Origin of the sequence: Microbispora sp. NPDC046973 (assembly GCF_040644495.1) — a bacterium.
GTDB lineage: Bacteria > Actinomycetota > Actinomycetes > Streptosporangiales > Streptosporangiaceae > Microbispora.
The window spans coordinates 142,683-168,510 of the sequence record NZ_JBEYWQ010000010.1 but is presented as its reverse complement, the minus strand read 5'-3'; the positions used below and the strand labels follow the sequence as shown (position 1 = coordinate 168,510).

Below are 25,828 nucleotides of genomic sequence, written 5' to 3'. Positions count from 1 at the left end.
GCGTCTCCTCCTCGGGGGGGTACGCGGCGGGGGGTCGTGTCCCCCTACGGGGGGGGCGCCTTTCCGCCGTCCGGCCGGGCATGCCCGCGGTTCCCGACTCCCGGTGCCCGGTACGCGTCCCGGGACGCACGATTCGCCGCATGACCAGACGCGCCCGTCCCGGCGTCCCACGCGAGCAGGGCCGTACGGGACCGTCCGGAACAGTTCCGCACGATCATGAACCTTGTCCCGCGTCTCGTCGATCAACGATCTTCCGTGGTGCACCCCTCTCCCCGGCATCGGGCCGGGGTCTCGGGGCCTTCTCCCACGGAGGTTCTCCTTGCATCGACGATCACGGTGGCAACGCGTACGCCTGATCGCGGCGGCCGCTGTCGTGACCGCCGGCACACTGGTCGCACTCCCCCAGGCGGCGCACGCGGCGGTCACGGGGCCCCCGCCGCAGGCGTCCGCCTTCGATCACGTGCTCTACTGGAACAGCGTCTTCCTCGACACCATCCGCACCCTTCCCCGGGACGGCGTCGACCCGCAGTACAGCCACGACGGTGACCCGACCCGGCTCGCGCGGGCCGGTGCCATGCTGCACATCGCACTCCACGACGCGAACTGGCCGGCCGCGCCGGTCACGTACCTGCCGAAGATCACGCAGCAGAACCCGAACGACTCGATAGAGGCCACGATGGACGCGGCGGCGCACCGCGTGCTCGAACACCTCTATCCGTACATCGACTTCGACGCGAACCTCGCCTACGCGCTCGCGCAGATCCCCTCGTCGGTTCCGTCGGTCTACATCCAGGGCGGCCGGGCCGACGGCGTGCGGATCGGCGACCTGATGATCGCCGAAAGATCGGGGGACGGACCGGCGCTCGACCTGTCGTACACGGAGGGCACGGTCCCCGGAGCATGGCGGCAGACAGGCTCGGGACCGGCGGTGACGCCGAACTGGGGGAAGCTCAAGCCGTTCGCCATGACGTCGCCCACGCAGTTCCGGCCGGGGCCGCCCGGCGGCTTCACCTCCTACGACCCGCTCGTCCGCAGCTCGCAGTACGCGCAGCAGGTCAACGAGGTCAAGGAGTACGGGAGGGCGAACTCCACCTCGCGGTCCGCCGACCAGACGCAGGCGGCGTTCTTCTGGGCCAACGACGGCAAGGGCACCTATCGGCCGGTGGGGCAGCTGTTCGCCGTCACCCAGACGGTCGCCAAGCAGAAGGGGCTGAGGCAGAACGAGACGGCCGAGCTGTTCAACCTCGTGTCCATGGCGCTGGCCGACGCCTCGATCGTCGCCTGGGGCGCGAAGTTCGACTCGCCGATCGACCTGTGGCGGCCGGAGAGCGCGATCAAGCTGGCCGACACGCGCCTCAACCCCGCCGTCACGCCCGACACCTCCTGGGAGCCGCTGTCGGTGAACGCCGCCGGGCAGCACTTCTCGCCGCCCTTCCCCGCCTACATCTCCGGGCATGCCACGTTCGCGGGGGCCTGGGCGGGTGTCATGCAGAGATGGTTCGGGCACGATCTGACCTTCACCGCGACCACCGACGATCCGAACGCCAACCCGAAGACCAGGACCTTCACGAGTTTCCAGCAGGCCGCCGAGGAGGACGCCCTCAGCAGGCTCTGGCTCGGCGTCCACTACCGCTGGGACGCCGACCGCGGTCTCGACGCGGGATTCAACCTGGGTGACTTCGTCTACGTGACCAAGCGCGACCAGGGATAGGAACCGAGCACCACCTCCAGGCCCTCCGGGCGGCGCAATCCGCTGACCCGGGGGGCTGCCTCGCGTCATCGATCTTTGTTAGTGTTTCGCCCGGATCGACGCCGAAGCGTGGCTTGGGAGGATCGTCGTGTCAGGGCCGTTCAGCGCGCCTCCCCAACCTGACGGCCTGACCACCGCGGGCGAGTTCGTCGCCGCGCTGGGCCGTCTTCGCCAGTGGTCCGGCCTGACCTACCGGCAGCTCACGGCCGCCGCGAAGGCGTCGGGAGACGTGCTGCCCAGCAGCACGATCGCGGGGGCCCTCGGGCGCACGACCCTCCCCAGGGAGGAGTTCGTGGCGGCCTTCGTACGCGCCTGCGGGCTCGGCGAGGCCGAGACGGCGCGCTGGGTGGCGCAGAGGAAACGGCTGGCCGCAGGCATGACGCCCCCGGCCGATCCTCATGACGCGGCCGCCGGCCGGGACCACCCCTTGAGCCAGCCGGAGCGGCCCGGCCCGGACGGCCGGCCCGATCAGGCCGATCGCCTCGTGCCCGGTGGTCTCGACGGGCACGAACAGACCGATCCCGCGGCCTCCGTCCCGCCGGGCGACCCGGCCGGACCGGGCCGGGGCACCCTACGGCCGGGGCCCCCGGCGCTGCGGCGGCTCGCCGTGGCCGGGGCGGGCGCCCTGGTCCTGCTCCTCGCCACGGGCGCGGCCCTGGCGCAACTGCGCGTCCCCTGGGCCGGGGGCGACGCGACGCCCCCGGCCTCCCCCGCCGCGGCGACGGCCGGAGGCGGCCCCACCCCGCTCACCGCCTCCCCCATCCCCCTCTCCCCCATCCCCCTCTCGCCCACCCCCGCCGCCGGGACGGCCGGGAGCGGCCGCCTCCCGCGCGACGGGTGGTATCTCATGGTCCCGTCGCACGTCGCCGGCCGTGACCTGTGCGTCGGGGAGGGACGCGAGCGCAACGGGCGGACCGACCGGCCGCTGGCCGTGCAGCGGCCCTGCCGCGATGTCGTCCCCGACACCTACCTGCAGTCGGTCGGCGGCGGCGCCTACGAGATCCAGTGGCACCATCCCAAGGAGGGCGTCGGCTGCCTCACGGTCGACGAGGCGCTGCGCGGCCCGGACGCGCTGATCGCTCCCGAGAACTGCTCCGGGGCGGCGCACCAGCGGTTCCTGCTGAAGCCCGCGGGCGCGGGGTTCGCCCTGCATCCCCTGCACAGCGGGCTGTGCCTGGGAGCGCTGTACGGCGAGCCCGACGTGGCCCCCGGCGCCGAGATCGCCCAGGAGACCTGCACCGGGCGGCGCGACCAGGCGTTCCTCTTCCGCCCCGCGCCTGCCCCGACCTGGACACCACGCTGACCACGCCCGCCCGGCCACGCCCGCCATCGGCCGGCGGTCCCGGGCGCCCCACCGATGCGGGGGTGAGGCGCGCTCACACCTCCTATGATCACCAATGATGGCTTTTTCACCGTGGGGCACGTATCGGGCGGAAGGCGAAGGATGACGGAGACAGGACGCGTTCCGGAGGGTGTCGATCCGAAAGTCCCGAGCGTCGCGCGCATCTACGACTACTTCCTCGGCGGCAAGGACAACTTCGCCTCCGACCGTGAGGCTGCCGACCAGGTCATCCGGCTCGGGCGCGAGCAGGGGTACGACATCCCCGCGCTGGCCCGCGCCAACCGTGCCTTCCTGGTGCGGGTGGTCAGGGAACTGGCCGATGCCGGCGTGCGCCAGTTCCTCGACATCGGGACCGGCCTGCCCACCCAGCAGAACGTGCACCAGGTCGCCGCGACGTTCGGTCCCGGTTCCCGCACCGTCTACGTGGACAACGATCCGACGGTTCTCGTGCACGCACGCGCCATCCTCGCCGAGACGCCCGACACCGTCGTGGTGAAGGGGGATCTGCAGCGGCCCGGCGAGATCCTCGCCGACGAGCGGGTCCGCGCGCACCTGGACTTCGACCGGCCGGTGGCGATCCTCGCGCTGGCGGTCCTGCACTTCTTCACCGACGACGCGGAGGTGAGCAGGATCGTCTCGAGCCTTCGCGACGGGCTGCCCTCCGGCGGCTACCTCGCCGTCTCCCACACCTACGTCCGGCGCTCGGAGCAGACCAAGGTGGAGCAGGCGCAGTCGGTCTACGGCAAGACCCCCGCCGGGGGCTTCGTGCACCGTGGACCCGAGCAACTCGCCGCCATGCTGGACGGCATGGAGGTTCTGGAACCCGGCGTCGTGCCCGTCGAACTCTGGCGTCCCCGCCACGACCAGTACCCGGGCGACTCCGGCAACAGCGGTTACATCGGAGTCCTGGCCCGCCGTCCCTGACGTCGCGCCGGCCCTCCCCGCCTTCTCAGCGCGCCGTCAGCGATATCTCAGCGGCCGGCGGCCGCCCTCAGGGCCGTGTCAGCGCCGCTCCGCAGAGTGGAGGCGCACACGAGCGGAGGAGACGCCATGGGCTATGCGATCCGGGCCGAGGGCCTGGCGAAACGATACGGCGAGACGAGGGCGCTCCACGGGGTGGACCTGGAGGTGCCGCAGGGCCGTCTCCTGGGCGTCCTGGGCCCCAACGGGGCGGGGAAGACCACCGTGGTGCGGATCCTGGCGACGCTCGTGCGGCCGGACGGGGGCGGGGCGCACGTGGCGGGGTTCGACGTGGTCCGGCAGGCGCACCAGGTGCGCTCGCTCATCGGGCTGACCGGGCAGTACGCGGCCGTCGACGAGTCCCTGACCGGGGTCGAGAACCTGGTGATGATCGGCCGCCTGCTGGGCCTGACGAGGGCGGACGCACGGCGCCGGGCGGTGGGCCTGCTCGACCGCTTCGCGCTCACCGACGCGGGAGGGCGGGCGGCCAAGACCTACTCGGGCGGCATGCGCCGCCGGCTGGACCTCGCCGCGAGCCTCGTGGGCCGCCCCCAGGTGCTGTTCCTGGACGAGCCGACGACCGGCCTCGACCCGCGCAGCCGCACCGAGCTGTGGGGCGTCGTCCGCGGCCTCCAGGACGAGGGCGTGACCGTCCTGCTCACGACGCAGTACCTGGAGGAGGCCGACCAGCTCGCGGACGACATCGTGGTGTTCGACCACGGGAAGGTGATCGCCGGTGGCACGCCGGACGGCCTGAAGGCGGCGGCCGGGGGCCAGGTCCTGGAGGTGCGGCCCATCGAGGCCGCCCACCTCGACCTCGTCCGCCGCGTGGTGGCCGACGTGCTCGACGTCACGCCGGAGGTCGCCCAGGGCCAGGTCACGGCCCCGGTGCGCGACCCCGCGGCCGTCCCCGCGATCGTACGGCGCCTCGACGACCTCGACGTGGTCGCGGCGGAGCTGTCGCTGCGGCGGGCGAGCCTCGACGAGGTGTTCCTCGCGCTGACCGGCCACCGCGCCGAGGGCGGGCGGCAGGACGCCGAGGCGGCGGCGTGAGGCCGCGACGGGAGTCACAGGACGCACGAAGCGACGAGGAGACACGATGACCACGATCACCCGGACCGCGCCCGCGGTCGCGGCGTCCGCCCGGCCGGGTGCGAGGGCGGCCCTGAGCCACACGATGACCCTCGCCTGGCGCAGCCTCGTGCAGATCAAGCACAACCCGATGGAGCTGCTCGACCTCAGCGTGCAGCCGATCATGTTCCTGCTGCTGTTCACCTACGTCTTCGGCGGGGCCATCGCGGGCTCCACCGGCGACTACCTGCAGTTCGCGCTGCCCGGCCTGGTCGCGCAGAACATGCTGTTCGCGAGCATGACCACAGCCGTGGGCCTCAGCACCGACATCGGCAAGGGCGTCTTCGACCGGCTGCGCAGCCTGCCGATCGCCCGCTTCGCCCCGCTGGCCGGGCGCATCGTCGCCGACACGCTGAAGCAGGTCTGGGCGTTCGCCCTGTTCCTCGGACTGGGCATGGTGCTCGGCTTCCGGGTGCACACGGGGGTCGCCGGGGTGCTCGGCGCGCTCGCGCTGCTGCTGACGTTCGCGCTCGCGATGTCGTGGACGGCGGTGCTGGTGGGCGTCACCGCGTCCAGCCAGGAGAAGGTGCAGATCATGATGTTCTCGCTGATGATGCCGATCACCTTCACCAGCAACGCCTTCGTCGCCACCGACACCATGCCGTCCTGGCTGCAGAGATGGGTGGAGGTCAACCCGGTCAGCCACCTGGCGGACGCCGTGCGCGGACTGCTGGGCGGCGGGCCGGTCGCGCCGGACACCACGGTCTCGCTGCTATGGGCCGCGGGCATCGCCGTCGTCTTCGCCCCGCTCGCCGTCCGCGCCTTCCGCAACCGCACCTGAGAGCACGCCGCCCGAGCGGCTCACGGCACGGCGGACGCGAAGGCCAGCACCTCGTCGCGGCTCATGGCGCGCCCGCGCTCGCGGCACCGGGAGAACTCCCCGGGCCCGAGCACGGCCCGCGCGGCGTCGGCCACCCTCCGGTGGTCGACGCTCAGGTCGTGGACGAATCCGCGGACGGCCTCCGCCCCGCCGAGGATGACGGCGGCCCGCGCGTGGTCGCCGTCGCGGGCGGCGAGCGCCGCGTGCCCGGCGAGCACGTGCCCGATGACCGGAGCGTCGTTGGACTTCACCGCGAGGGCCAGCGCCCTGTCGTGCAGGACGCGTGCCGCCGCCGCGTCCCCCTCCTGCTCGGCCAGCAGGCCGAGCGAGGTCGTCAGCGTGGCCTCGAACTGCGGGATGGACGGCCCGGATTCCAGCAGCCGGACGGCCTCGTCGTAGTGGCGCCGCGCCGTCTCGAGGTCGCCGTCGGCCCTGGCGAAGTCGCCTCGCACGTGACGCACCCCGGCCAGCCCGACAGAGTCACCGGTGGCGCCGCACAACCGCTCGGTCTCCCGCAGAGCCGCCTCGGCGGCCTCCCGGTCGCCCGCCGCGCTCAGCGCGACGGCCAGGCGGGTGCGCAGGAACGGCGTCTCCTCGACGGCACCGACCTCCTCCAGGAGCACGATCGCCTCTCTCATCAAGGGGACGGCCTTCCCGAGGTCGCCGCGCATCGCGTTCGTCTCCGCGAGGACGCTCAGGCAGTTCCCCACCCCCCAGCGGTCTCCGACCGTCCTGAACCTGTCGAGCGCGATCACCAGGTCGGCCTCGCCCTCCTCGGAGCGGCCCGCGTTGAAGTACAGATGGGCGCGGAAGATACGGGCGGAGGCGGCAACCCAGCCGTCCGGATGTCCGAGCAGCGGCTCCAGCTGGGTCTCGGCCTCCTCCTGCAGGCCGGAGAACATCGACATGATCGGCGTCGCGATCGCCACGAGGGGGTGCCGGGCGGCGCCCCGGATGTCGCGCGCGTAGCGGGCCGTGACCGCCAGGCTCCGCCCGGCCTGCCCCAGGTCCCCCTCCCCGCCCGCGCTCGTGATGCCGTGCACCGCGTGAGCCAGCGCCAGCCGCTCGGGGTCGGCGTCCTCACCCGCCAGGGTCAGCGCCTCCGCCGACCGCTGGGCGCCCTCCAGCCGCTGGCCGGACAGCCACCAGTACCACCCGAGCCCGCCGACCAGGCGCAGCGCGAGGTCCGCCTCGGCCTCCTCGCAGGCCCACCTGAGGGCCGCCGACAGGTTGTCGTGGTCCGCCGACAGCCGGGCCAGCCACTCGATCTGCTCGGCCCGGCGCAGGTGCGGCTCCGCGTCCTCGGCGAGACGGGCGAAGAACTCGGCGTGGGCGAGCCGCACCGGCCGCTCGTCGCCCAACTCGGCCAGGCGTTCCGCGGCGTACGCCTTGATCGTCTCCAGCATGCGGTAGCGGCCGCCGTCGAACACGACCAGCGACTTGTCCACCAGCCTGCCGAGCACGTCGATGTCACCGTCGCATACCTGTTCGGCGGCCTCCAGGGTGGCCCCGCCCGCGAACACCGCCAGCCGCGCGGCGAGCGCGCGCTCCGCGGCGTCGAGCAGGTCCCAGCTCCACTCCACCACCGCGCGGAGCGTCTGGTGGCGGGGCATCGCCGTACGGCTTCCGCCGGTGAGCAGCCGGAACCGGTCGCCGAGCCGCTCGGCGATCTGCCCGGCCGACAGCGTGCGGAGCCGGGCGGCGGCCAGTTCGATGGCGAGCGGCATGCCGTCGAGCTCGCGGCAGATGCGCTCGACGGCGTCGCGCTCGCCGTCCACCAGGTAGCCGGGCCGTACGGCGGCCGCCCGTTCGGCGAACAGCCGCACGGCGTGACCGGCGCCGAGCGGCCCGACCGGCCACAGCCGCTCCCCGGTGATGCCGAGCGGCTCCCTGCTGGTGGCGAGGATGCGCAGGCCGGGGCACTCGGCGAGGAGCCGGTCGGCGAGCGCGGCCGCCTGCCCGACCACGTGCTCGCAGTTGTCCAGCACGAGCAGCGTGTCGCGCGCCGTCAGAGCGGAGACGAGCCGGGTCACCGGGTCGGACTCCCCGCTCGGCGCGGACGGCATCGCGGGCACCGCGCGGACGGGCACCAGACCGGTGTCGCGCAGGCCGAGCGCGGTCAGGGCGGCCTGCGGCACCTCCGCCGCGTCCCCGACCGGCGCGAGCTCGACCAGCCAGACGCCGTCGGGCACGCGCGCGGCGATCGCCTCGGCCGACTCCACCGCGAGCCTCGTCTTGCCCGCCCCGCCCGGGCCGAGCAGCGTGACCAGGCGGTCGGCGGCGAGGAGCGCGCCGATCCTGCCGACGTCGTCGTCCCGGCCGACGAAGCTGGTCAGCCGGGCTCTCAGGTTGCCCCGGCGCGGAGCGCGCGGCGGCGCCTGATCCGTCCGGGAGAGCGCCCGCTGCGCCCGGGCGGGCCCCTGCTCCATCCGGGCGGGCCCGGTGGGCGTCACCGCCGGCGGCGGCCGGGTTCCCTCCCGGGCGGGCTCGCCCCGCAGCATCGCGAGGTGGAGCCCGGCCAGCGCGGGCGAGGGATCGGCACCGAGCCGGTCGGCGAACACCGACCGGGCCTCCTCGTAGGCGGCCAGCGCCTCGACCCGGCGGCCCGCCCCGTAGAGAGCGCGCATGAGCTGCCCGTACGGCCGTTCCCGCAGCGGATGGGCGGTGACGAGCAGCCGCAGCTGCGTGATCAGATCGGCGTGCCGGCCCAGGGCCAGCTCCGCCTCGATCCCGTCCTCCGTGGCCGCGATCCTGAGCTCCTCCAGCCGGGCCACCTCGGCCTCGGCGTTCGGCAGGTCGGTGAGCGGAGCGCCGCGCCACAGGCCGAGCGCCTCACGCAGCAGGCCGGCGGCGCGGCCCGGATCGCCCGCGGTCAGCGCCGCGGCGCCCTCCCTCGCGAGGCGGGCGAACAGGTGGAGGTCCACCTGGTCGGGGGAGACGGCCAGGCGGTAGCCGGACGGCCCGCCGACCACCAGGCCCCGGCCGAGCGTGGCCCGCAGCCGGGACACCAGCGCCTGCAGGGCGTTTCCCACGCCGCTCGGCGGGCGATCGTCCCACACCCCCGCCACGAGCGCCTCGGTGGAGACGGTGCGGCCGGCGTCCAGCAGCAGGAGCGTCAGCAGGGCCCGCAGCCGCTGCCCGCCGACCTCGACCGGCCGTCCGTCGCGCCGTACGTCGAGGGGGCCCAGAACGGCGAAGCTCATACCCGCTCCCGGTGTGTCCCCCTGCATGCCTCGATTGTGGCGGATAAGGGCGCGGCAGGAGCCTCACACCCTGAAGTGCCTCGCGCCCCCACATATCGGTCCTCCACACGTACGGATCGATTCGGGAGAACACGGAGGTCAACGGCCCGTACGGGCCCGGTCATCGGTACGGATCACCGCGATCCGGTCGGGGCACCTGTCCAATCCGCGTAGCATCATCGGGCATGGGGTCGCCGAGAAAATCAGCGGTCGCGCGAGCCGCCGTCACGGTGACGGCGCTCACGCTGGCCGCGTCGGGCTGCGGAATCCTAGGCGGGGGATCGCCGAGGAACCTCGACGTCATCAGCGTGTCGAGCCCGCAGTTCCGCGACGGCGCCCCCCTGCCGGACGACTACTCCTGTAAGGGGGGGCAGGGCAACCCGCCTCTCCGCTGGTCGGGCACGTCGGGCGCCAAGTCGGTGGCCCTCGTGGTCGACGACAACAGTCCCCGCAGCGGCCCGGAGGTGCACTGGGTGGTGTTCGACATCGACCCCGCGACGACCGAGCTGGGCATGAACGACGTCCCCCGCGGTGCCCGGCAGGGCATGACGTCGAGCGGGAAGGTGGGCTATGCGCCCCCATGCCAGGCCGACGGCAGCTACCGTTTCACTGTCTACGCGCTGAACACGAAGCTCGACCTGAAGCAGGGGGCCGACCTCGCGGAGACCCTGGAGGGCATCGCGAGTCACACCATCGCCCGTGGGCGCCTCACGGCGAACACGATCGAGTGACATGCTGGGCACCGGAGGTAGTCGTGCTACACCAATCTTCACCTAGGGTGTGACAACGGTCATTGTGGTCGAGCAGAATCGGATCCAATTGCTGAGCGCAGGTGATCAAAGGGGGCAGGTCGCGTCGATGGCCGCGCGACCTCACCGGCGCCGCAGAAAGGCCATGGCCTTGAGGGTGGTGCTATGACTGCGGTCATTGTGGGTCTTGTCGCCGTCGTGCTTCTCGTGCTGCTGGTCGTGGCGCTGGGCATGCGGTCGATGAACCGCAGGGAGAGTGCTCTCTCCGCCGAGCGCATCAAGGCGATGGCCGAGAACAAGGGCCCCAAGCCCCGGCGGCCCGCCGAGGAGACGTTCTTCGAGAGCTTCCCGAAGGGGTTCGACGCCTTCGAGGAGCCGGAGAAGCAGCGGCCCGCACCCCGTCCCGCCCCCCGCCCCGGCGGCCGGCAGGCGGCGCGCCCCGCGCAGCGCGGCGGCAAACAGCCCGCCGCAGCCCGCGGCAAGCGCGGCGTGGACGAGTGGGGCGAGGCCGACGACTACGACGACGACTACTGGTCGCGCGTACGCGCCGACGAGGGCGGCTTCGGGGGGACGATCGCCGCGAGGATGGCCACCCCGCGGCCGGTTGACGAGACCGCGGACGCGGCCGGCGCCGCGGCCCAGACGGCCGACCCCGACGCCGTGACCGTGCAGGCCCCTCTGCCCGCCCGTCCGGGCCGCGCCCGGCGCGCCGGCGCGGACGAGCCCGTGCTTCCCGCCGCCCCCGTCTCCGCCTCGGCCATAGCCGACCAGAAGACCGTCACCTTCTCCGCGCCGACGCCCGACCTGCTCGACGCCTCCGCGGCTCCGGCCGGCTCCCCCTCGACCGGTCCCTTCGACGCGAGCCGCGCGACCGGCCCGTTCGACTCCCCCGCGGTGAACGCCCCCGTGTCTCCGGTCAGCGACCCCTTCGCGGCCGCCGCAGGGACCCAGCCGGGCGCGCCGGGCGCGTCCGGCAGGCCGGCCAGGTCGAGCAGGTCCGGCCGCTCGTCGCGGGCCGCGGCCCGCCGCGCCGCCGCCTCGGCCGCAGGAGGCGAGGCCGCGCAGGCCGGCGGCTCCTACGACGGCCAGCGCGCCACGGGCCCGTTCCCGTCCTCCGCGAGCACCGGCTCGTACGGGACGCAGCCGGGCGCCGACCCCCTCGGGATCGCGGCGAGCACCGGCCCGTTCGGGGCTCCCGCCTACGACACGCCCGCGGGCACCGGGCCGTTCGCCTCGCAGGGCGGCGCGGGCTCCCACGACGGCCGCTACGACACTGCGCCGTCCTCCCCCGTCCCGGCCACCGGGTCCTTCGTCGCCGGCGCGTACGACGCGGCCCGCACGAGCGGCGCGTTCGAGGCCGCGGCGCCCGCCGCCTCATCGGCCGACGCCCTCGCCGACCCCGCGCCCCGCTCGACCGGCGGCTCTTTCGACGCGTGGGCGGCGGCGAGCTACGACACCCCCCGATCCGACGCCCACGATCCGTCTCGCGTCGCGACGGGCCCGTTCCGCGCGGCCGGCGCCTCGCCGTCGTACCCGCCCAACCCGGCAGGCACCGGGGTGACGGGCTCCGGCTCCGACGCCGGCGGCGCCACCGACCCCGGCTGGCCGGTCGCGGGCAGCTACCCGCCGGTCCCCGCCGCCTCCGCCCCCACGACGGGCTCCTCCTCCTGGGCGGGCGCCCGCGACGTGCTCGACGACCCGGAACCCCCGCGTGGCGCGTCCTCCTGGCCCAACGCGGAGACCTACCAGACCCCGGCCTACGACGGCTACTCGTCCGGCTACGCCGCCGAGGGCGGCTATCCGGCCGCCTCGGCGCCGTCGCCCGGCGCGCCCTCCACCCCGTCGTACGAGGTGAGCACGGGCTGGGCGACGATCGACGCCTCGGACACGGTGACCGGCGCGGCGCAGGGAACCGCCTCGCCCTACGAGTCGGCGGGCTACGACGCGCCGTCGGGGCAGAGCCAGTACGGCTACGACCCGCAGCAGCAGGGATACGGCGGCACCCAGCCGTCGTGGCCCGAGCAGAACGCGGGCGGAAGCTGGCCCTCCTACGACGAGGCCCACGGCGACACCCCCACCTCGGCGGGCGGGCGGCGGCGGGGCAGCCACCGCAACCCGGAGAGCGACTATCCCGACTACTACCGGTGATTTTCCCGTTGCCTGCCTGGTGACGGCCTGCGCGGCTGACATATCGTCGGCCCATGACGCTGAGTGACGACACGATCTCGCTACGTGACTGGAAGTCGGTGCTCCGGCACGATGTGCCCGCATCGCTGGTGGTCTTCCTGGTGGCGGTGCCGCTGTCACTCGGCATCGCGGTCGCGTCCGGCGCACCGGTGGCCGCCGGGCTCGTCGCCGCCGTGGTCGGCGGCGTGGTGGCCGGCGCACTCGGCGGGTCCGTCGTCCAGGTGAGCGGCCCGGCCGCGGGGCTGTCCCTGGTGGTCGCCGAGCTCGTCCACACCTACGGGTGGCGCGCCACGTGCGCCATCACCGTCATGGCTGGCCTGCTCCAGTTGGTCCTCGGCGGGCTGAAGGTGGCGCGGGCGGCGCTCGGGGTCTCCCCCGCGGTCGTCCACGGCATGCTCGCCGGGGTTGGCGTGGTGATCGCGCTGTCCCAGCTGCACATCGTGCTCGGCGGTTCGCCGCAGCGCTCCGCGTTGGAGAACGTCCTCGAACTCCCCGCCCAGATCCTCGACAACCACACGCACGCCGTCATGATCGGCGTCCTGACGATCGGGGTGCTGCTCGTGTGGGGCCGCATCCCCCGGCTGCGCACCGTGCCCGCCCCGCTCGCCGCGCTGATGGTCGCCACGCTGACGGCCGCGGTGACGGGCTGGGATCTGACGAAGGTCGACCTGAAGGGCGGGTTCTCCTCGGTCCAGGGACCTCTGATGCCGCAGGGCGACTGGCACGCGATCGCCGGAGCCGTCCTGCTCGTCGCCCTCCTCGCCGGGGTGGAGTCGCTGCTGACCTGCGTGGCCTCCAACCGCCTGCACGACGGTCCCCGGGCCGACCTCGACCGCGAGCTCACCGCGCAGGGCGTGGCGAACGTGGTGTCCGGCGCGCTCGGCGGCCTTCCGGTGGCGGGCGTCGTCGTGCGCACGACCACCAACGCGCGGGCGGGCGCCCGCAGCCGCTGGTCCACGGTGCTCCACGGGGTGTGGGTGCTGCTGTTCACCGCGGCCTTCGCCTGGATGATCGCGCTGATCCCCCTGGAGGCGCTCGCGGCGCTGCTGCTGTTCATCGGCGTGCAGATGGTCAACCTCGGGCACGTCCGCAACCTGCGCAACCACCGCGAGATGCCGGTCTACTTCGTGACCATGGCCGGAGTCGTGCTGATCGGCCTGGCCGAGGGCGTGGCGATCGGCCTCGGGCTGGCCGCCCTGCTCGCCCTGCGCCGCCTGGCCTGGGTCTCGGTCGACGTACGGCAGGCGGGCGAGCGGCGCTGGAGCGTCGTCGTCACCGGGTCGCTGACGTTCCTCGGCGTGCCCCGGCTGACCGAGGCGCTGCGCGGCATCCCCGCGGGGGCCGCGGTCGAGCTCGACCTGCACCTCGACTTCATGGACAACGCCGCCTTCGAGGCGCTGCACACCTGGCGGCTGGAGCACGAACGCGCCGGCGGTGTGATCGACGTGGACGAGCCGCACGGCGAGTGGTACTCCGCCGCGATCAGCGGCGTCCGCCTGTTCCCGGCCAGGATCCCGCCCCGGCACGACCGCTGGTGGCTGCCCTGGGCCTACCGGCGCCGCTCCCGTCCCACCGACGCCGCCGCCGGGTCCTACGCCGTGATCGGCGCGGACGGCGCGAGCCACGACGTCCCCGTGCTCTGCGAGCCGCAAGGCGTGCCCGACCTGCTGGAGGGGACACGGGAGTTCCAGCGCAGGACCGCGCCGATGGTCCGCCCGGTGCTTCACCGCATGGCCCGCAAGCAGTCGCCGTCGCACCTGTTCATCACCTGCGCGGACTCCCGCATCGTGCCGAACATCATCACCGCGAGCGGTCCCGGAGACCTGTTCACCCTGCGCAACATCGGCAACCTCGTGCCGCGCGCCGGCGCCGTCCCCGCCGACGACTCGGTCGCCGCCACCATCGAGTACGCCGTGAAGGTGCTCGACGTGCGCACGATCACGGTCTGCGGGCATTCGGGATGCGGCGCGATGGCCGCCCTGCTGGGCGAGGTGCCCGACCTGCCCGCGCTGCGCAACTGGCTGCGGCACGGGCGGCAGAGCCTGGCCAGGTTCGTGGCCGCCGAGCCGGGTGACGACGACGCCGGGCCGCTCGACCGGCTCTGCCGGACCAACGTGATCCAGCAGCTCGACAACCTGCGGACCCACCCGTTCGTGGACACCCTCGTACGGGCCGGGAAGCTGGAGCTCACGGGCCTGTACTTCGACATCGGCGCGGCGCGCGTGCACCTGCTGGAGCAGGAGCGCTTCACGCCCGTCCCCGAGCTGCGCACCGGCTGAACCGCCGTTCCGGGGAGCCGGAAGGGAAGACCGGCTTCGCTGTCAGCGGATCATGTCCGCCGACCGTGAAACCGGGCAGACGGCCGGTGCCGGCAGGCCAAGGATGGACCGTATGAAAATTCTGGTCATCGGCGGTTCGGTGTTTCTCGGACGCGCCATCGTGGAGGAGGCCCTGCGGCGCGGGCATGAGGTCACGACGTTCAACCGGGGCAGGAGCGGGACCGACCTGCCCGGCGTGGAGGCGGTGCGCGGCGACCGCGAGAGCACCGACGACCTGCGGCGGCTCGCCGACGGCAGGCAGTGGGACGCGGTGATCGACGTGTGCGGGTTCGTCCCCCGCGTCGTCCTGGAGTCGGTACGCACGCTGTCGGGGCACGCCCCCCACTACACGTTCATCTCCAGCATCTCCGCCTACCCGGACTGGCCCGACAAGCCCGGCGTCGACGAGACCTTCCCGCTGCACGAGTGCCCGCCGGACGCGGACGCCGAGTTCGGCGACTACGGCGTGCTGAAGGCCGGCTGCGAACGGGCGGTCGAGCAGCACTTCGACGGCGGCGCGCTGGTCATCCAGCCCGGTCTGATCCTCGGCCCGCACGAGAACGTGGGCCGGCTGCCCTGGTGGCTCACCCGCATCGCCAGGGGTGGGCGCGTGCTCGCCCCCGGCGACCCCGCGCTGCCGATCCAGCTCATCGACGCCCGCGACATCGCGGCGTTCACCCTCGACCAGGCGGCCAGGGGCACCACCGGCCGCTACATGACGGGCGGGGTGCAGGGCAACGCGACGTACGGCGGCTGGCTGAACGACTGCGTGGAGGTCACCGGCTCGGACGCGGAGCTGGTGTGGGCCGACGACGAATTCCTGGTGGACCAGGGCGTGGAGATCTGGACCGAGCTTCCGCTGTGGTATCCGGGGGCGGACCGCCAGGGCGTGTGGACGCACTCCTCCGCCAAGGCCGTCGCCGCGGGTCTCACCTGCAGGCCGGTGCGGGAGACCGTCCGGGACACCTGGGAGTGGCTGAAGGGCATCCCCGAGGAGCAGCGCGTGTTCGGCCGGGTGAACAACCACGGCATCGACCCGGAGAAGGAGGCGCGCATCCTCGCGGCCTGGGACGCCCGCTCCTGACGGCGACCGGCCCGCCCGCTGCCCCGTGTGCGGCCGGTTGGGCGCACGGCGGAGGCGGGGGCGGAGCGGACTCGGCCTCCGGAGCGAGCGGGCCAAGCGGACAGGCGAGCGGCGGGGGCGGAGCGGACTCGGCCGCCGGAGCCGCCCGCGCGGGGCCGTAGGCTGTCGGCCATGATCTGGGTGGTTGTGATCGTGGCCGTGCTGCTCGTTCTCGGGGCGCTCGGGGTGGCCGGGCGCCTGCCGGGGACCTCGCGCCGGCGGTCCTCGTCGCGCCCCTCGTCGGGCGGCCGCCCCTCGGGCCGCGCCGGCCGTACCGCGCGGCCCGGAGGGCGTGCCCCGACCGCACGGCCGGGCGCCGGGCCCGGTAGCGGCGCCGCTCCTCACACGAGCCACGGCACCGGCTCCGGCGCAGGGGGCCGGGGTGGCGGCAGGGGTGCGGGCCGCACGACGGGCGGCGCAGCGGGCGTGCGCGGCGGCGCGGCCGCCCAGGCCGGTCCGTGTCCGGGTGAGATCTGGTGGGCCGACGTGCCCTACGAGGACGGGCCGGGCCACAAGGTGCGCCCCTGCGTGGTGCTCAGGACAGACCGGGGCGGCGCCGAGGTCCTGAAGATCACGAGCCAGGACCGCAGCGACCGCTCCGACCACGTGGAGATCCCCACGCGCACCTGGGACCCGGACGCCGACCACAACAGCTTCCTCGACCTCACCGGCCCGGTGCGCGTGCCCGTCGCCGACTTCCAGGACAGGGCGGGCACGCTCGACGCGCGCGTCTGGCGGCAGGTCTGCCGCCTCCACGAGATCACCCCGAACTGATCCGCGCCTCTCCGAGACCGGGCCCGCCTCCGAGACCGGGCCCGCCTCCGAGACCGGCCGTCGGCGTCACCGTGACCGCACGGGCCCTTCCGGGCCGCCGCGCGGCGGCAGACCCGCGGCGATGCCGTCGAGCAGCCGGTCGAGACCGTACGCGAAGCGGTCGTCGGTGCCCGTGTACTCCCGCCCGCCCTCCATCGTCATCCGCTCAAGCATGGGATAGTTCCCCGTCGCGATGAGCGACTGGATGTAGGACAGGTGCTGCGCCAGCCGCTGCGCCAGCGTGAGCCCCGACCGCCGCAGCGCCTCCGCCTCGGCCACTTCGCTCTGGATGTAGCCGTTCACGTACGCGAAGACCGCGCCGACGAGGGTCAGCATCTCGTCGACGCTCAGGCCGAGACCGCCGAGCATGCCGAGGGCGGTCTCCATCAGGCGCGCGCTGTTCGGGCCGACCTGCGGACGTCCGGCGGCCAGCGGCGCGAGCCACGGGTGGCGGAGCATGGTGCGCCGGGCCTGCCCGGCCAGCAGGCGGAGGCCCTCGACCCAGTCGTCCGGCGGGGGCCGGTCATCCGGCAGGTACTCCCCCACCACGGTGTCGACCATGAGGTCGAACACCTCGTCCTTGCTCGTCACGTAGCGATACAGGGACATCGTGCCCGCGCCGAGATCGGCGGCGAGCCGCCGCATGGAGATCGCCTCCAGCCCCTCGGCGTCGGCGATGCGGATCGCCGCTTCCGCGAGGGCGGCGCGGCTGAAGCTCGGCCGTGGCCCGCGAGCAGGGCGCTCGGGTCGCATCCACAGGTTCTCGTGGCCCGTCATCGTTGATCGTCCCAGGTCGTCGCACTATTGCGTACACGGTACCCGGTATGTAGGCTCGCATCGATAAATCGAGTACGGCGTACTCAGTTTTGGACCGCCGGACGAGGGGATTCCCCATGCCCGCAAGCCTTGCCAGGGACGTCTTCACGGCTCCCGGTGTCGAACTGTTCGACTTTCCACCGCTCTGGCCTGGCGCCCCGTACTGGTTGAACAAGCCGGTGGTGCTGGCCGTGGTCGGCGTGATCCTGCTGTGCGCGCTCGCGTGGGGCGCGTTCGCGCGGCCGTCGCTGGTCCCGCGCGGGCTGCAGCACCTCGGCGAGTACGGCTACCTGTTCGTCCGCGACCAGGCGGCCCGGCCGTTCCTCGGGGCGGACGCCGAGAGGTGGATGCCGTTCCTGCTCAGCCTCTTCTCGGTGATCCTGCTGTGGAATCTGTTCGGCGTGATCCCGGGAGTGCAGTTCCCGGTGAACGCCCACATCGCCTTCCCGGTGGTGTTCGCCGCGCTCGTTTACGTGATCAAGCTCTATCTCGGCTTCCGGCACCACGGGGTGGCCGGATATCTCAAGAGCCTGATGTTCCCGCCCGGCCTGCCGAAGCCGCTCGCCCTCGTGTTCTACGCACCCCTCGAACTGCTGCACACGTTCGTCTTCGCACCGTTCACGCATGCCGTACGGCTGTTCGCGAACATGTTCGCGGGGCACCTGCTGCTGGCGTTCTTCAGCGCGGTCGGATTCTGGTTCCTCGCCGAGCGCCCCACGGTGCCCGGCTTCCCCGTGGGCCTCCTCGGCGTAAGCATGGCCGTCCTGATGACCGGGCTGGAGATCTTCATCCAGTTCCTTCAGGCGTTCCTGTTCACCATGCTGGCGGCCATGTACATCGGCAACGCACTGCACCCGGAGCACTGAGCGGGCGCTCGTACTCACCGGTAACTGAGTATCGGCGCTCATGTCCCGGCAGGCGTACGCCGCGGACGATGGCACCATGACGCAACCGGTGAAAACCTCGACGACGACGGCCTTCTACGTCCAGGCGGTCATCTCGTTCGCGATCTCCCTCGTGGGCCTGGCGGCCGGCATCCTCTACCTCCCGGTCACGACCTGGGTGCGCTCCTTTCTCGCCCTCGGGCTGATGTACGTGGTGACCTCGACGTTCACGCTGGCCAAGTGCGTACGGGACCGGCAGGAGGAGTCGACCGTCGTCAGCCGGGTCGACCAGGCCCGGCTCGACAAGCTCCTCGCCGAGCACGACCCCTTCCGGGCCGAATGATCGTCGAAGAGGCCCTGCGAAGAGGCGGCCCCGGCCCGTCGCCGGACCGAGGCCGCCTGCGGCCGCACGAACTCAGTCGTCCTTGCAGCCCTTGCCCTTGCCCGGCTTCGAACAGTCGGAGCCCGGCGCGGCGCCGACGACGGTGAACGTCGCCGTGCCGGCGGTAGAGGTGTTGCCCGCCTTGTCGGTGGCCCGGTAGCTCACGGTGTGCGCTCCCGGCTGGCTCACCGCCACCGGCTTGGAGTACAGCGCGAACGGCTGCCCGTCGAGGGAGTACTCCACCGTGGCCACGCCCGACCCGCTGTCGCTCGCCGAGATGGTGAGCGTGGCGGAGCCGACGTAGTTCCACGCCCAGTCCATGCTGCCGCCGAGCTGCGCCGACACCTGCGGAGCCGTGGTGTCGTCCTGCTGCGGCGCGACGACCTTGAAGGTCACCGACCCCACCGGCGAGGTGTTGCCGGCCTTGTCGGTCGCCCGATACTGCACGGTGTGCGACCCGGTCTTGTTCACCGAGACCGGAGCGGTGTAGGCCGCGAAGGCCGCGCCGTCCAGCGCGTACTCGACCTTGTCGACGCCCGACTCGGTGTCGGTCGCCGAGACCGTCACGGTGGCCGAGCCGACGTAGTTGCCGTCGGCGTCCTTGGTGCCCGACAGACCGGCCGACACCTGCGGCGCGGTCGTGTCCTTGGCCGGCGGGACCACCACGGTGAACGTCACCGACGCCACCGCCGAGACGTTGCCGGCCTTGTCGGTGGCCCGGTAGCTCACCCGGTGCGCCCCCGGCTGGTCCACCGTCAGCGCCTTCGAGTAGACCGCGAACGGCTGGGAGTCGAGGGAGTACTCCACCGTGTCGACCCCCGACTCGCTGTCGCTCGCCGAGATCGTGACGGTGGCGGAGCCCACGTAGTTGCCGTTGGTGTCCTTGTCACCGGCCACCTGGGCCGACACCTGCGGCGCGGTCGTGTCCTTCGCCGGCGGGGCGACCACCGTGAACGACACCGACCCGGCCGGCGAGACGTTGCCCGCCTTGTCCGTTGCCCGGTACTGCACCGTGTGCGACCCGGCGGTGTTGACCGAGATCGGAGCCGAGTACGTGGTGAACGCCCCGTTGTCCAGCGCGTACTCCACCCTGTCCACACCCGACTCGGTGTCGGTCGCCGAGACGGTCACCGTCGCAGAACCGACGTAGTTGCCGTTGGTGTCCTTGTCACCGGCCACCTGGGCCGACACCAGCGGAGGCGTGGTGTCCTTCTGCTCCGCGGAGACCACCGTGAACGACACCGACGCGACGTCGGAGGCGTTCCCGGCCTTGTCGGTGGCCCGGTAGCTCACCCGATGCGCGCCCGGCTGTTTGACCGCCACCGGCGCCGAGTACAGGCCGAACGGCTGCCCGTCGAGGGAGTACTCGACCTTGTCGACGCCCGACTCGCTGTCGCTCGCCGAGATCGTGACGGTCGCAGACCCGACGTAGTTGCCGTCGGCGTCCTTGTCACCGGCCACCTGCGCCGACACCTGCGGCGCGGTCGTGTCCTTGGCCGGCGGAGCGACGACCTTGAAGGACACCGACCCGGCCGGCGAGGTGTTGCCCGCCTTGTCGGTCGCCCGATACTGCACCGTGTGCGACCCGGCGGTGTTGACCGAGATCGGAGCCGAGTACGTCGTGAAGGAGGCGCCGTCCAGCGCGTATTCCACCTTGTCGACGCCCGACTCGGTGTCGGTCGCCGAGACCGTCACCGTCGCGAGACCGACGTAGTTGCCGTCGGCGTCCTTGTCACCGGCCACCTGGGCCGACACCTGCGGAGCCGTGGTGTCCTTGGCCGGCGGGACCACGACCGTGAACGACACCGACGCCACCGCCGAGACGTTGCCGGCCTTGTCGGTGGCCCGGTAGCTCACCCGGTGCGCCCCCGGCTGGTCCACCGTCAGCGCCCTGGAATACAGCGCGAACGGCTGCGAGTCGAGGGAGTACTCCACCGTGTCCACACCCGACTCGCTGTCGCTCGCCGAGACGGTCACCGTCGCGGAGCCCACGTAGTTGCCGTTGGTGTCCTTCTCACCGGCCACCTGCGCCGACACCTGCGGCGCGGTCGTGTCCTTCGCCGGCGGAGCGACCACCGTGAAGGACACCGACCCGGCCGGCGAGACGTTGCCCGCCTTGTCGGTCGCCCGGTACTGCACCGTGTGCGACCCGGCGGTGTTCACCGAGACCGGAGCCGAGTACGTGGTGAACGCCCCGTTGTCCAGCGCGTACTCGATCCTGTCCACACCCGACTCGGTGTCGGTCGCCGAGACGGTCACGGTCGCAGAACCGACGTAGTTGCCGTCGGCGTCCTTCTCGCCCGACACGTTGGCGGACACCTGCGGCGCGGTCGTGTCGGTGGAGCCGCCGGCGGTGACCACGAGCTCGCCCACCATCTGGTGGCCGGGAATCGCGCAGAAGAAGCGGTATTTGCCGGGGGTGAGGTTCACCTGCACCTCGTGGCGGCCGCCGTCCGCGTCGTACGGGCTCGCGATGATGTTGACGTTGACGTCGTGGTTGTAGCCGGGCGTCGACGTGTCGAACGTCAGCGTGTGCGTCATCCCGAACGTGCTGCCGGTCGCCATGCTGTTTTCGAAGACGATCGTCGTGGGTCCCGCGACGGCCGTGGTCGGCGCGTCCTTGTACGCGGTCATGCTGTTGTCGGCGGTCCAGGTGAGCACCTGCGCCGCCGCCTGGCCGACCTGTTGCCGCGCCTCGGGCTTCGGAGCGGCGGCCTTGGCCGGCGACAGCCACAGCGCCGGAAGCGCCACGCACAACAGCACCACGGCCAGGGCGGCGTGTAGCGCCCCCCGTGGCCTTCCTGTCAGTAACTGCATCTGAGGTCGCACCTCACAGAACGTGCATGTGGGCGGGCGAACGGCGTCGCCCGCCAGGGTCATGGGGGTAGCCGGGCGGGTCTCCCCGCCCGGCTACCGGGTCAGAGCTCCCGCACCCGGATGTTGCGGAACTCCGCCAGGTCGGTGTTGCTGTGGTTCTGCAGCCCGATGAACCCGCTGACGAACTGACGCAGGTCCGTGGCGGGGTCGCCGGCACGGGACGACGACTTGCCCGGGGTGTTGTCGAACTCGTTGATCACGACGCCGTTGCGGATGATCGTGTAGTGCTGCCCGACCACCCGGACCTCGTAGTCGTTCCACTGGCCCTTCGGGGTCGCCCCCGCCTTGTCCAGGGTGTTCGGCTGGAAGTTGTAGATCGAGCCCGTCTTCTGCGGCTCGCCCGTGTCGCCGTCGTAGATCTGGATCTCGTGGCCGCAGTAGACCGCGACCCACGCCTGCGACGTACGGGCCGATCCGACCGTGCCGCAGCTCCCGGCCGGACGCTGGTCCAGCGGGGTCCGCGGGTCGGGGAACCGGACGAACACACCGGTGTTGGCACGGGCCGTGCCGGGCGCGACGTCACGGAACTGCAGCCGCACCGAGAAGTCGGCGTACGCCTTGTCGGAGTACCACAGCATGCCCATCCCTCCGGAGGTGCGGAGGGTGCCGTCCTTCTGGAGGATGAACTGGCCGGTCGGAGCCTGCGACCACCCCTGCAGGGACTGCGCGGTCCCGTCGAAGATGGTCTCGTAGCCGTTCGTCTTGCCGATCTCGGACTGCGCCGCCGCCTTGCTCAGCGTGGTGGCCTCGCGGTTGTCGATGACGCCGGCCTTGCGGAACTCGTTCACCTGGTCGTTGACGTGGCTGACGAACTCGCCGTGGTTCGACCACATGCGCTCGTCGTCGATCAGGTCGTTGATCGTGCAGCCGCCGGCGACGACGCGGTTGGCCACGCCGGTGTCGGTGTCCAGCAGCCGGACCGTCGGCCGGGCGTCGGGCGCCGGGCAGCCGATCTCGACGGTGATCTCGCCGGTCGCCACCTCGCCGTCGGCGTAGGTGACCTTCAGCTTCGCCTTGTAGGTGCCGAAGTCCTTGTAGGTGTGCGTCGGGTCGGCCTCGGTCGACGGCTTGCTGCCGTCACCGAAGTCCCACTCCCACTTCACGCCTCCGGCCCTGGTGTGGGAGAACACCACGGTCTTCGGCGTGCTCTGCCGCTCCGGCCGCACCGTGGCCAGGCTCGGGTTCGGCGTCGCCGGACCACCCTGGTAGGTGATGCGGATCAGCTTCTGGTTCGGGTGCAGGCTGAAGAAGCCACCGGCGTAGTCCAGCATGTAGAGGGCGCCGTCCTTGCCGAACTTGGCGTCCATCCACGACTGCAGCTGGGTGGCGCCGCCGCCGGGCTGGATGATGGAGCGCAGGTCCTCGGCGAAGACCGGCGGCTTCGCGTCCTTGACGCCCTTCGGGTCGACGGTGACGGCGACCCGGTTGTTCGCGTTGGACTCGTCACCGATGAACCACTTGTTGTCCCAGTACGCCGGCCACGCGACACCGCTGTCGGTGTCGACCTCGGAGCGGTGGTAGGTCGGCCCGGACATGACCGCCTGGCCGCCGCCGGAAAGGTAGGGCTGGGTGAAGGTCTCCTCGCCCAGCTTGTAGGTCGGCAGGCCGCTGCCGTCGGTCCGCTTCGGGTAGACCGGGCCGCCGCCCTGCGGCGAGTACCAGATCATGTTGTCGCGGGCCGGCGGGATGTCGACCAGACCGGTGTTGCGCGGCGAGGTGTTCTTCAGGTTGTCGCAGTTGTACCAGTCAGCCGGCTGGCTGGCGTCGACGTTGCTGCGGTCACGGTAGGGCTGCTTGTTGCCCATGCAGTAGGGCCAGCCCTGGTTGCCCGCGGACGTGAGGATCGTCGCGGTCTCGTACTTCGCCGGACCCCAGATCTCGCTCGGGCCGCCCGCGTCCGGACCGACCCATCCGGCGGTCAGCCAGTCGTTCACGTTGTCCCACTGGAGCCGCGCGATGTTGCGAACGCCCATCACGTAGATCTCCGGGCGGGTCTTGCCGCCGCCTTCTTCCTTACCCGTGAACAGGTTGCCCTTCGGGATCGTGTAGGTCCCGTCGGCCTCCGGGTGGATACGGATGATCTTGCCGTTCAGGTCGTTGGTGTTGCCGGCGGTGCGGCGGGCGTCCTGGAACGAGGTGCCCTTGTAGTCCTGGGTCCAGTTGTTCCCGGAGTAACCGCTCGAGCCGCCGGAGGAGTTGCTGTCACCGGAACCGACGTAGAGGTTCCCCTCCTTGTCGAAGGCCATGCCGCCGCCCGCGTGGCAGCAGCTGTGGATCTGGGTGTCCCACTGCAGCAGGTCCTTGCGGGTCTTCTGGTCGATCGTCTGGGTGGCGGCGTCGTAGGTGAACCGGGAGATCGTCCGCTTGCCGATCCGCTTGTCCCTGTCGATCGACTCGTGCGGCATCCAGTAGACGTACAGCCAGCCGTTCTCCTGGAACTTGGGGTCGGGCACGATGCCGAGGAGACCCTCCTCGTTCTTCACCAGCTCGTCGCCGCTGCCGCGGTTGCCCATGACGGCGAGGGTGGTGAGGAGCTTGACCTGCTTGGTCTTCGGGTCCCACTGGTGGATCGTGCCACAGCCGAGGCCGACCTTCGGGTTGTTCCAGTCGGCGATCGGGCCGGTGGGGCAGGCCGCCTTTCCGACGTAGAAGATCTTGCCGTCGGGGGCGACGGTCAGGCCGTGCGGCTCGCCGATCTGGTCGAGCTGGCCCGACTGGTTCTGCGCGGTCAGCCGCTCGGTCTTGTAGTTCGACGCGATGGTCGCCTGGCAGTCGCCGCGGACCAGGCCGGCCGCCCACTTGATCGCGCCGCCGAGGTGGCTCTTGAACTGCTCGTCCTTGGTGTAGCTCTCCTCGGTGCCGCCCATGCCGGTGTAGAACGACCGGCCGCCGTCGTAGTCGCGGCACCACGAGATCGGGTGGAACGCGCCGTTGCCGTTCAGGCCCGCCTTGTAGGTCCACTCCTCGACCTGCGCGACCGTCTGGACCTTGCCCAGCGGGCTCGGGCTCCAGTTCATCCACTTGTCGGACCGCGTCGCGTTGAACGGCAGGCCCTTGTTCGCCGGGTGCTGACGGTCGGTGAAGTCCACCGTGGCCTTCTGCACCTGGCTGTCCGGCGGCGGCCCGGCGTCGGGGCCGAACAGCCGCAGCTCGGCCAGCTGGATGAGGGGCTCACCGCTGTTCGCCGTGATGTTCAGCCGGTAGTACGCGTACGCCGTGGTGTTGGTGAACTTGTATTCCTTGGTCTGGAACCGCGAGGGGAAGGTCTCCCCCGTCCGCTTGTCCAGGTCCGTCCAGCTCTTCCCGTCCTGGGAGCCCTGCAGCGTCCAGTCCTTCGGGTCACGGCCGGGGAAGTCGTTCGCCGAGGTCAGCGCGTAGTGGGCGATCGCCTTCGGCTGCTCCAGCTTCAGCGAGACCCAGCCGGTCGGGTTGAACGTCAGCCACTTGCTGTTGTTGTTCCCGTCGACCAGCTTCTCTTTGGTCTCGTTCGGCGGGTTGTCCCCGTTCGCCGTGATCTCCACGACCTTCTCGGCCGGGGGCAGGCTGCCGGCGGGGCGGGTGCCGACCAATTCGGTGAACCAGGACGAGTCGGGCTGCGCCCGTACGGCGTCGTGGACGCCGACGAACCCGCCGCCGTCCCGGATGTACGCCTGGAAGGCGGCCTCCTGGGCCGCGTTCAGCGTCACGCCCTTGGCGGACAGGAACACCACGCCGCGATAGCGCGCCAGGTTGCTGGAGGTGAACACCGCCGGGTCCTCGGACACCTCGACGGAGAAGCCGTTGTCCTTGCCCAGATTCTTGATCGACTCCGCGGCCTGCTCGACCGGGTCGCTCTGTTCCTTGGCGGGACCGTGGAACACCAGCACGCCGGCCGGCTTATCAGACTCGTCTGGCTTGCCGGTATCCGGCTCGGGAGGGTTGGGCTTGGCCTGCGCCTGGAGCTGCGCGGCGGGGAAGGCCGGTGCGGCCTGCGCCTGCGTGGCGGGAACCGCTGTCAGTCCCAGCGTCAGCGCGGCGCTCGACGCCGTGATCAGCGCACGACGCCAGGCGGGTGGCCGAGGGTGTACGAGCAGGTCTCTGCGACCCATCGTTCGCTCCTTCAGGTCGGGGGGTTGGATCAGCACCGTGCGGAGGTCGTTCGGTCTGCCGTGGCGGCGACCGGGCACGCAGATGCCGGAAGGCAGGAGGGTTTGCCGGTCTCCTTCTCCTCTCGCTTGCCGGTGGCTCCCTGACCCGGCGTCGCGGTGACGCGGGGACGTGGCGACACGGTCAGGGCGGTTCGGGCCGTTCGCAGGCGTGCGGCATCGCCGTTCGTCGCGCTGTCGGCGGGTGATCGTCGCGGAGCCCGTCGTCGCGGGCGCCGGGGATCGATCGCGTGCAGCGGTCGCCGGCCGTCCGTCGGGACGGCGACCGAAATGAGGGTGTGTCTTCCCG

General features: G+C 72.2%; 16 protein-coding genes. 12 read left to right on the top strand and 4 right to left on the bottom strand.

Annotation, left to right across the window (positions count from 1 at the left end; all coding sequences use genetic code 11):
• Positions 1-319: 319 nt before the first annotated feature.
• The 5 genes from ABZ860_RS20510 (at position 320) to ABZ860_RS20490 (ending at position 5,964) form a co-directional block, all read left to right on the top strand.
• Positions 320-1,711, top strand: a complete 1,392-nt coding sequence (locus ABZ860_RS20510; RefSeq protein ID WP_357222319.1) for a hypothetical protein — start codon at positions 320-322, stop codon at positions 1,709-1,711.
• Positions 1,712-1,838: 127 nt separating this feature from the next.
• Entirely contained in the window at positions 1,839-3,053 is a 1,215-nt protein-coding gene (locus ABZ860_RS20505; protein ID WP_357222317.1) for a helix-turn-helix domain-containing protein, read from the top strand.
• 141 nt (positions 3,054-3,194) lie between these two features.
• A complete protein-coding gene (locus ABZ860_RS20500) occupies positions 3,195-4,016 on the top strand; it encodes an SAM-dependent methyltransferase (RefSeq protein WP_357222315.1) in 822 nt (273 codons plus the stop codon).
• 126 nt (positions 4,017-4,142) lie between these two features.
• Positions 4,143-5,105 (top strand): ATP-binding cassette domain-containing protein, encoded by a 963-nt coding sequence (locus ABZ860_RS20495; protein WP_357222313.1) that lies wholly within the window; start codon positions 4,143-4,145, stop codon positions 5,103-5,105.
• A gap of 46 nt (positions 5,106-5,151) precedes the next feature.
• Positions 5,152-5,964 carry an ABC transporter permease gene (locus tag ABZ860_RS20490; RefSeq protein WP_357222311.1) on the top strand — a complete coding sequence of 271 codons (813 nt, stop codon included), beginning with the start codon at positions 5,152-5,154 and terminating at the stop codon, positions 5,962-5,964.
• 20 nt (positions 5,965-5,984) lie between these two features.
• Here the strand turns inward: ABZ860_RS20490 and ABZ860_RS20485 are convergent, their stop codons facing one another.
• Positions 5,985-9,206 (bottom strand): BTAD domain-containing putative transcriptional regulator, encoded by a 3,222-nt coding sequence (locus ABZ860_RS20485; protein WP_357222309.1) that lies wholly within the window; start codon positions 9,204-9,206, stop codon positions 5,985-5,987.
• Between the two features lie 224 nt (positions 9,207-9,430).
• On the opposite strand from ABZ860_RS20485, the gene ABZ860_RS20480 reads away from it, so the two are divergent.
• The 5 genes from ABZ860_RS20480 (at position 9,431) to ABZ860_RS20460 (ending at position 16,396) form a co-directional block, all read left to right on the top strand.
• The gene (locus tag ABZ860_RS20480) at positions 9,431-9,976 is read left to right on the top strand and encodes a YbhB/YbcL family Raf kinase inhibitor-like protein (protein ID WP_357222308.1); all 546 of its coding nucleotides are present in this window, start codon (positions 9,431-9,433) and stop codon (positions 9,974-9,976) included.
• 183 nt (positions 9,977-10,159) lie between these two features.
• On the top strand, positions 10,160-12,142 hold the full coding sequence (locus ABZ860_RS20475) for a hypothetical protein (protein ID WP_357222306.1): 1,983 nt from the start codon (positions 10,160-10,162) through the stop codon (positions 12,140-12,142).
• A gap of 53 nt (positions 12,143-12,195) precedes the next feature.
• Entirely contained in the window at positions 12,196-14,460 is a 2,265-nt protein-coding gene (locus ABZ860_RS20470; RefSeq protein ID WP_357222304.1) for a SulP family inorganic anion transporter, read from the top strand.
• A gap of 112 nt (positions 14,461-14,572) precedes the next feature.
• A complete protein-coding gene (locus ABZ860_RS20465) occupies positions 14,573-15,583 on the top strand; it encodes an NAD-dependent epimerase/dehydratase family protein (protein WP_357222302.1) in 1,011 nt (336 codons plus the stop codon).
• A gap of 171 nt (positions 15,584-15,754) precedes the next feature.
• Positions 15,755-16,396 carry a type II toxin-antitoxin system PemK/MazF family toxin gene (locus tag ABZ860_RS20460; RefSeq protein ID WP_357222300.1) on the top strand — a complete coding sequence of 214 codons (642 nt, stop codon included), beginning with the start codon at positions 15,755-15,757 and terminating at the stop codon, positions 16,394-16,396.
• A gap of 66 nt (positions 16,397-16,462) precedes the next feature.
• On the opposite strand, the gene ABZ860_RS20455 is transcribed toward ABZ860_RS20460, so the two are convergent.
• Positions 16,463-17,212 (bottom strand): TetR/AcrR family transcriptional regulator, encoded by a 750-nt coding sequence (locus ABZ860_RS20455; protein ID WP_357222298.1) that lies wholly within the window; start codon positions 17,210-17,212, stop codon positions 16,463-16,465.
• 116 nt (positions 17,213-17,328) lie between these two features.
• Between ABZ860_RS20455 and atpB the strand changes: the two genes are divergently transcribed.
• On the top strand, positions 17,329-18,117 hold the full coding sequence (gene atpB / locus ABZ860_RS20450) for a F0F1 ATP synthase subunit A (protein WP_357222296.1): 789 nt from the start codon (positions 17,329-17,331) through the stop codon (positions 18,115-18,117).
• 76 nt (positions 18,118-18,193) lie between these two features.
• Complete coding sequence (locus ABZ860_RS20445) at positions 18,194-18,478, top strand: YiaA/YiaB family inner membrane protein (RefSeq protein ID WP_357222294.1); 285 nt, start codon at positions 18,194-18,196, stop codon at positions 18,476-18,478.
• 72 nt (positions 18,479-18,550) lie between these two features.
• Here the strand turns inward: ABZ860_RS20445 and ABZ860_RS20440 are convergent, their stop codons facing one another.
• Together ABZ860_RS20440 and ABZ860_RS20435 are read right to left on the bottom strand one after the other, a co-directional pair.
• A complete protein-coding gene (locus tag ABZ860_RS20440; RefSeq protein WP_357222292.1) occupies positions 18,551-21,334 on the bottom strand; it encodes a hypothetical protein in 2,784 nt (927 codons plus the stop codon).
• Between the two features lie 101 nt (positions 21,335-21,435).
• The gene (locus tag ABZ860_RS20435; RefSeq protein ID WP_357222290.1) at positions 21,436-25,482 is read right to left on the bottom strand and encodes a ThuA domain-containing protein; all 4,047 of its coding nucleotides are present in this window, start codon (positions 25,480-25,482) and stop codon (positions 21,436-21,438) included.
• Positions 25,483-25,828 lie beyond the last annotated feature (346 nt).

Excerpts from the sequence above, each read along its gene's own strand:
- ABZ860_RS20465 (WP_357222302.1), top strand. The coding sequence starts at position 14,573 with ATGAAAATTCTGGTCATCGGCGGTTCGGTGTTTCTCGGACGCGCCATC.
- ABZ860_RS20440 (WP_357222292.1), bottom strand. The coding sequence starts at position 21,334 with ATGCAGTTACTGACAGGAAGGCCACGGGGGGCGCTACACGCCGCCCTG.
- ABZ860_RS20485 (WP_357222309.1), bottom strand. The coding sequence starts at position 9,206 with ATGAGCTTCGCCGTTCTGGGCCCCCTCGACGTACGGCGCGACGGACGG.
- atpB (WP_357222296.1), top strand. The coding sequence starts at position 17,329 with ATGCCCGCAAGCCTTGCCAGGGACGTCTTCACGGCTCCCGGTGTCGAA.
- ABZ860_RS20500 (WP_357222315.1), top strand. The coding sequence starts at position 3,195 with ATGACGGAGACAGGACGCGTTCCGGAGGGTGTCGATCCGAAAGTCCCG.
- ABZ860_RS20455 (WP_357222298.1), bottom strand. The coding sequence starts at position 17,212 with ATGACGGGCCACGAGAACCTGTGGATGCGACCCGAGCGCCCTGCTCGC.
- ABZ860_RS20490 (WP_357222311.1), top strand. The coding sequence starts at position 5,152 with ATGACCACGATCACCCGGACCGCGCCCGCGGTCGCGGCGTCCGCCCGG.
- ABZ860_RS20460 (WP_357222300.1), top strand. The coding sequence starts at position 15,755 with ATGATCTGGGTGGTTGTGATCGTGGCCGTGCTGCTCGTTCTCGGGGCG.
- ABZ860_RS20445 (WP_357222294.1), top strand. The coding sequence starts at position 18,194 with ATGACGCAACCGGTGAAAACCTCGACGACGACGGCCTTCTACGTCCAG.
- ABZ860_RS20495 (WP_357222313.1), top strand. The coding sequence starts at position 4,143 with ATGGGCTATGCGATCCGGGCCGAGGGCCTGGCGAAACGATACGGCGAG.
- ABZ860_RS20480 (WP_357222308.1), top strand. The coding sequence starts at position 9,431 with ATGGGGTCGCCGAGAAAATCAGCGGTCGCGCGAGCCGCCGTCACGGTG.
- ABZ860_RS20435 (WP_357222290.1), bottom strand. The coding sequence starts at position 25,482 with ATGGGTCGCAGAGACCTGCTCGTACACCCTCGGCCACCCGCCTGGCGT.
- ABZ860_RS20475 (WP_357222306.1), top strand. The coding sequence starts at position 10,160 with ATGACTGCGGTCATTGTGGGTCTTGTCGCCGTCGTGCTTCTCGTGCTG.
- ABZ860_RS20470 (WP_357222304.1), top strand. The coding sequence starts at position 12,196 with ATGACGCTGAGTGACGACACGATCTCGCTACGTGACTGGAAGTCGGTG.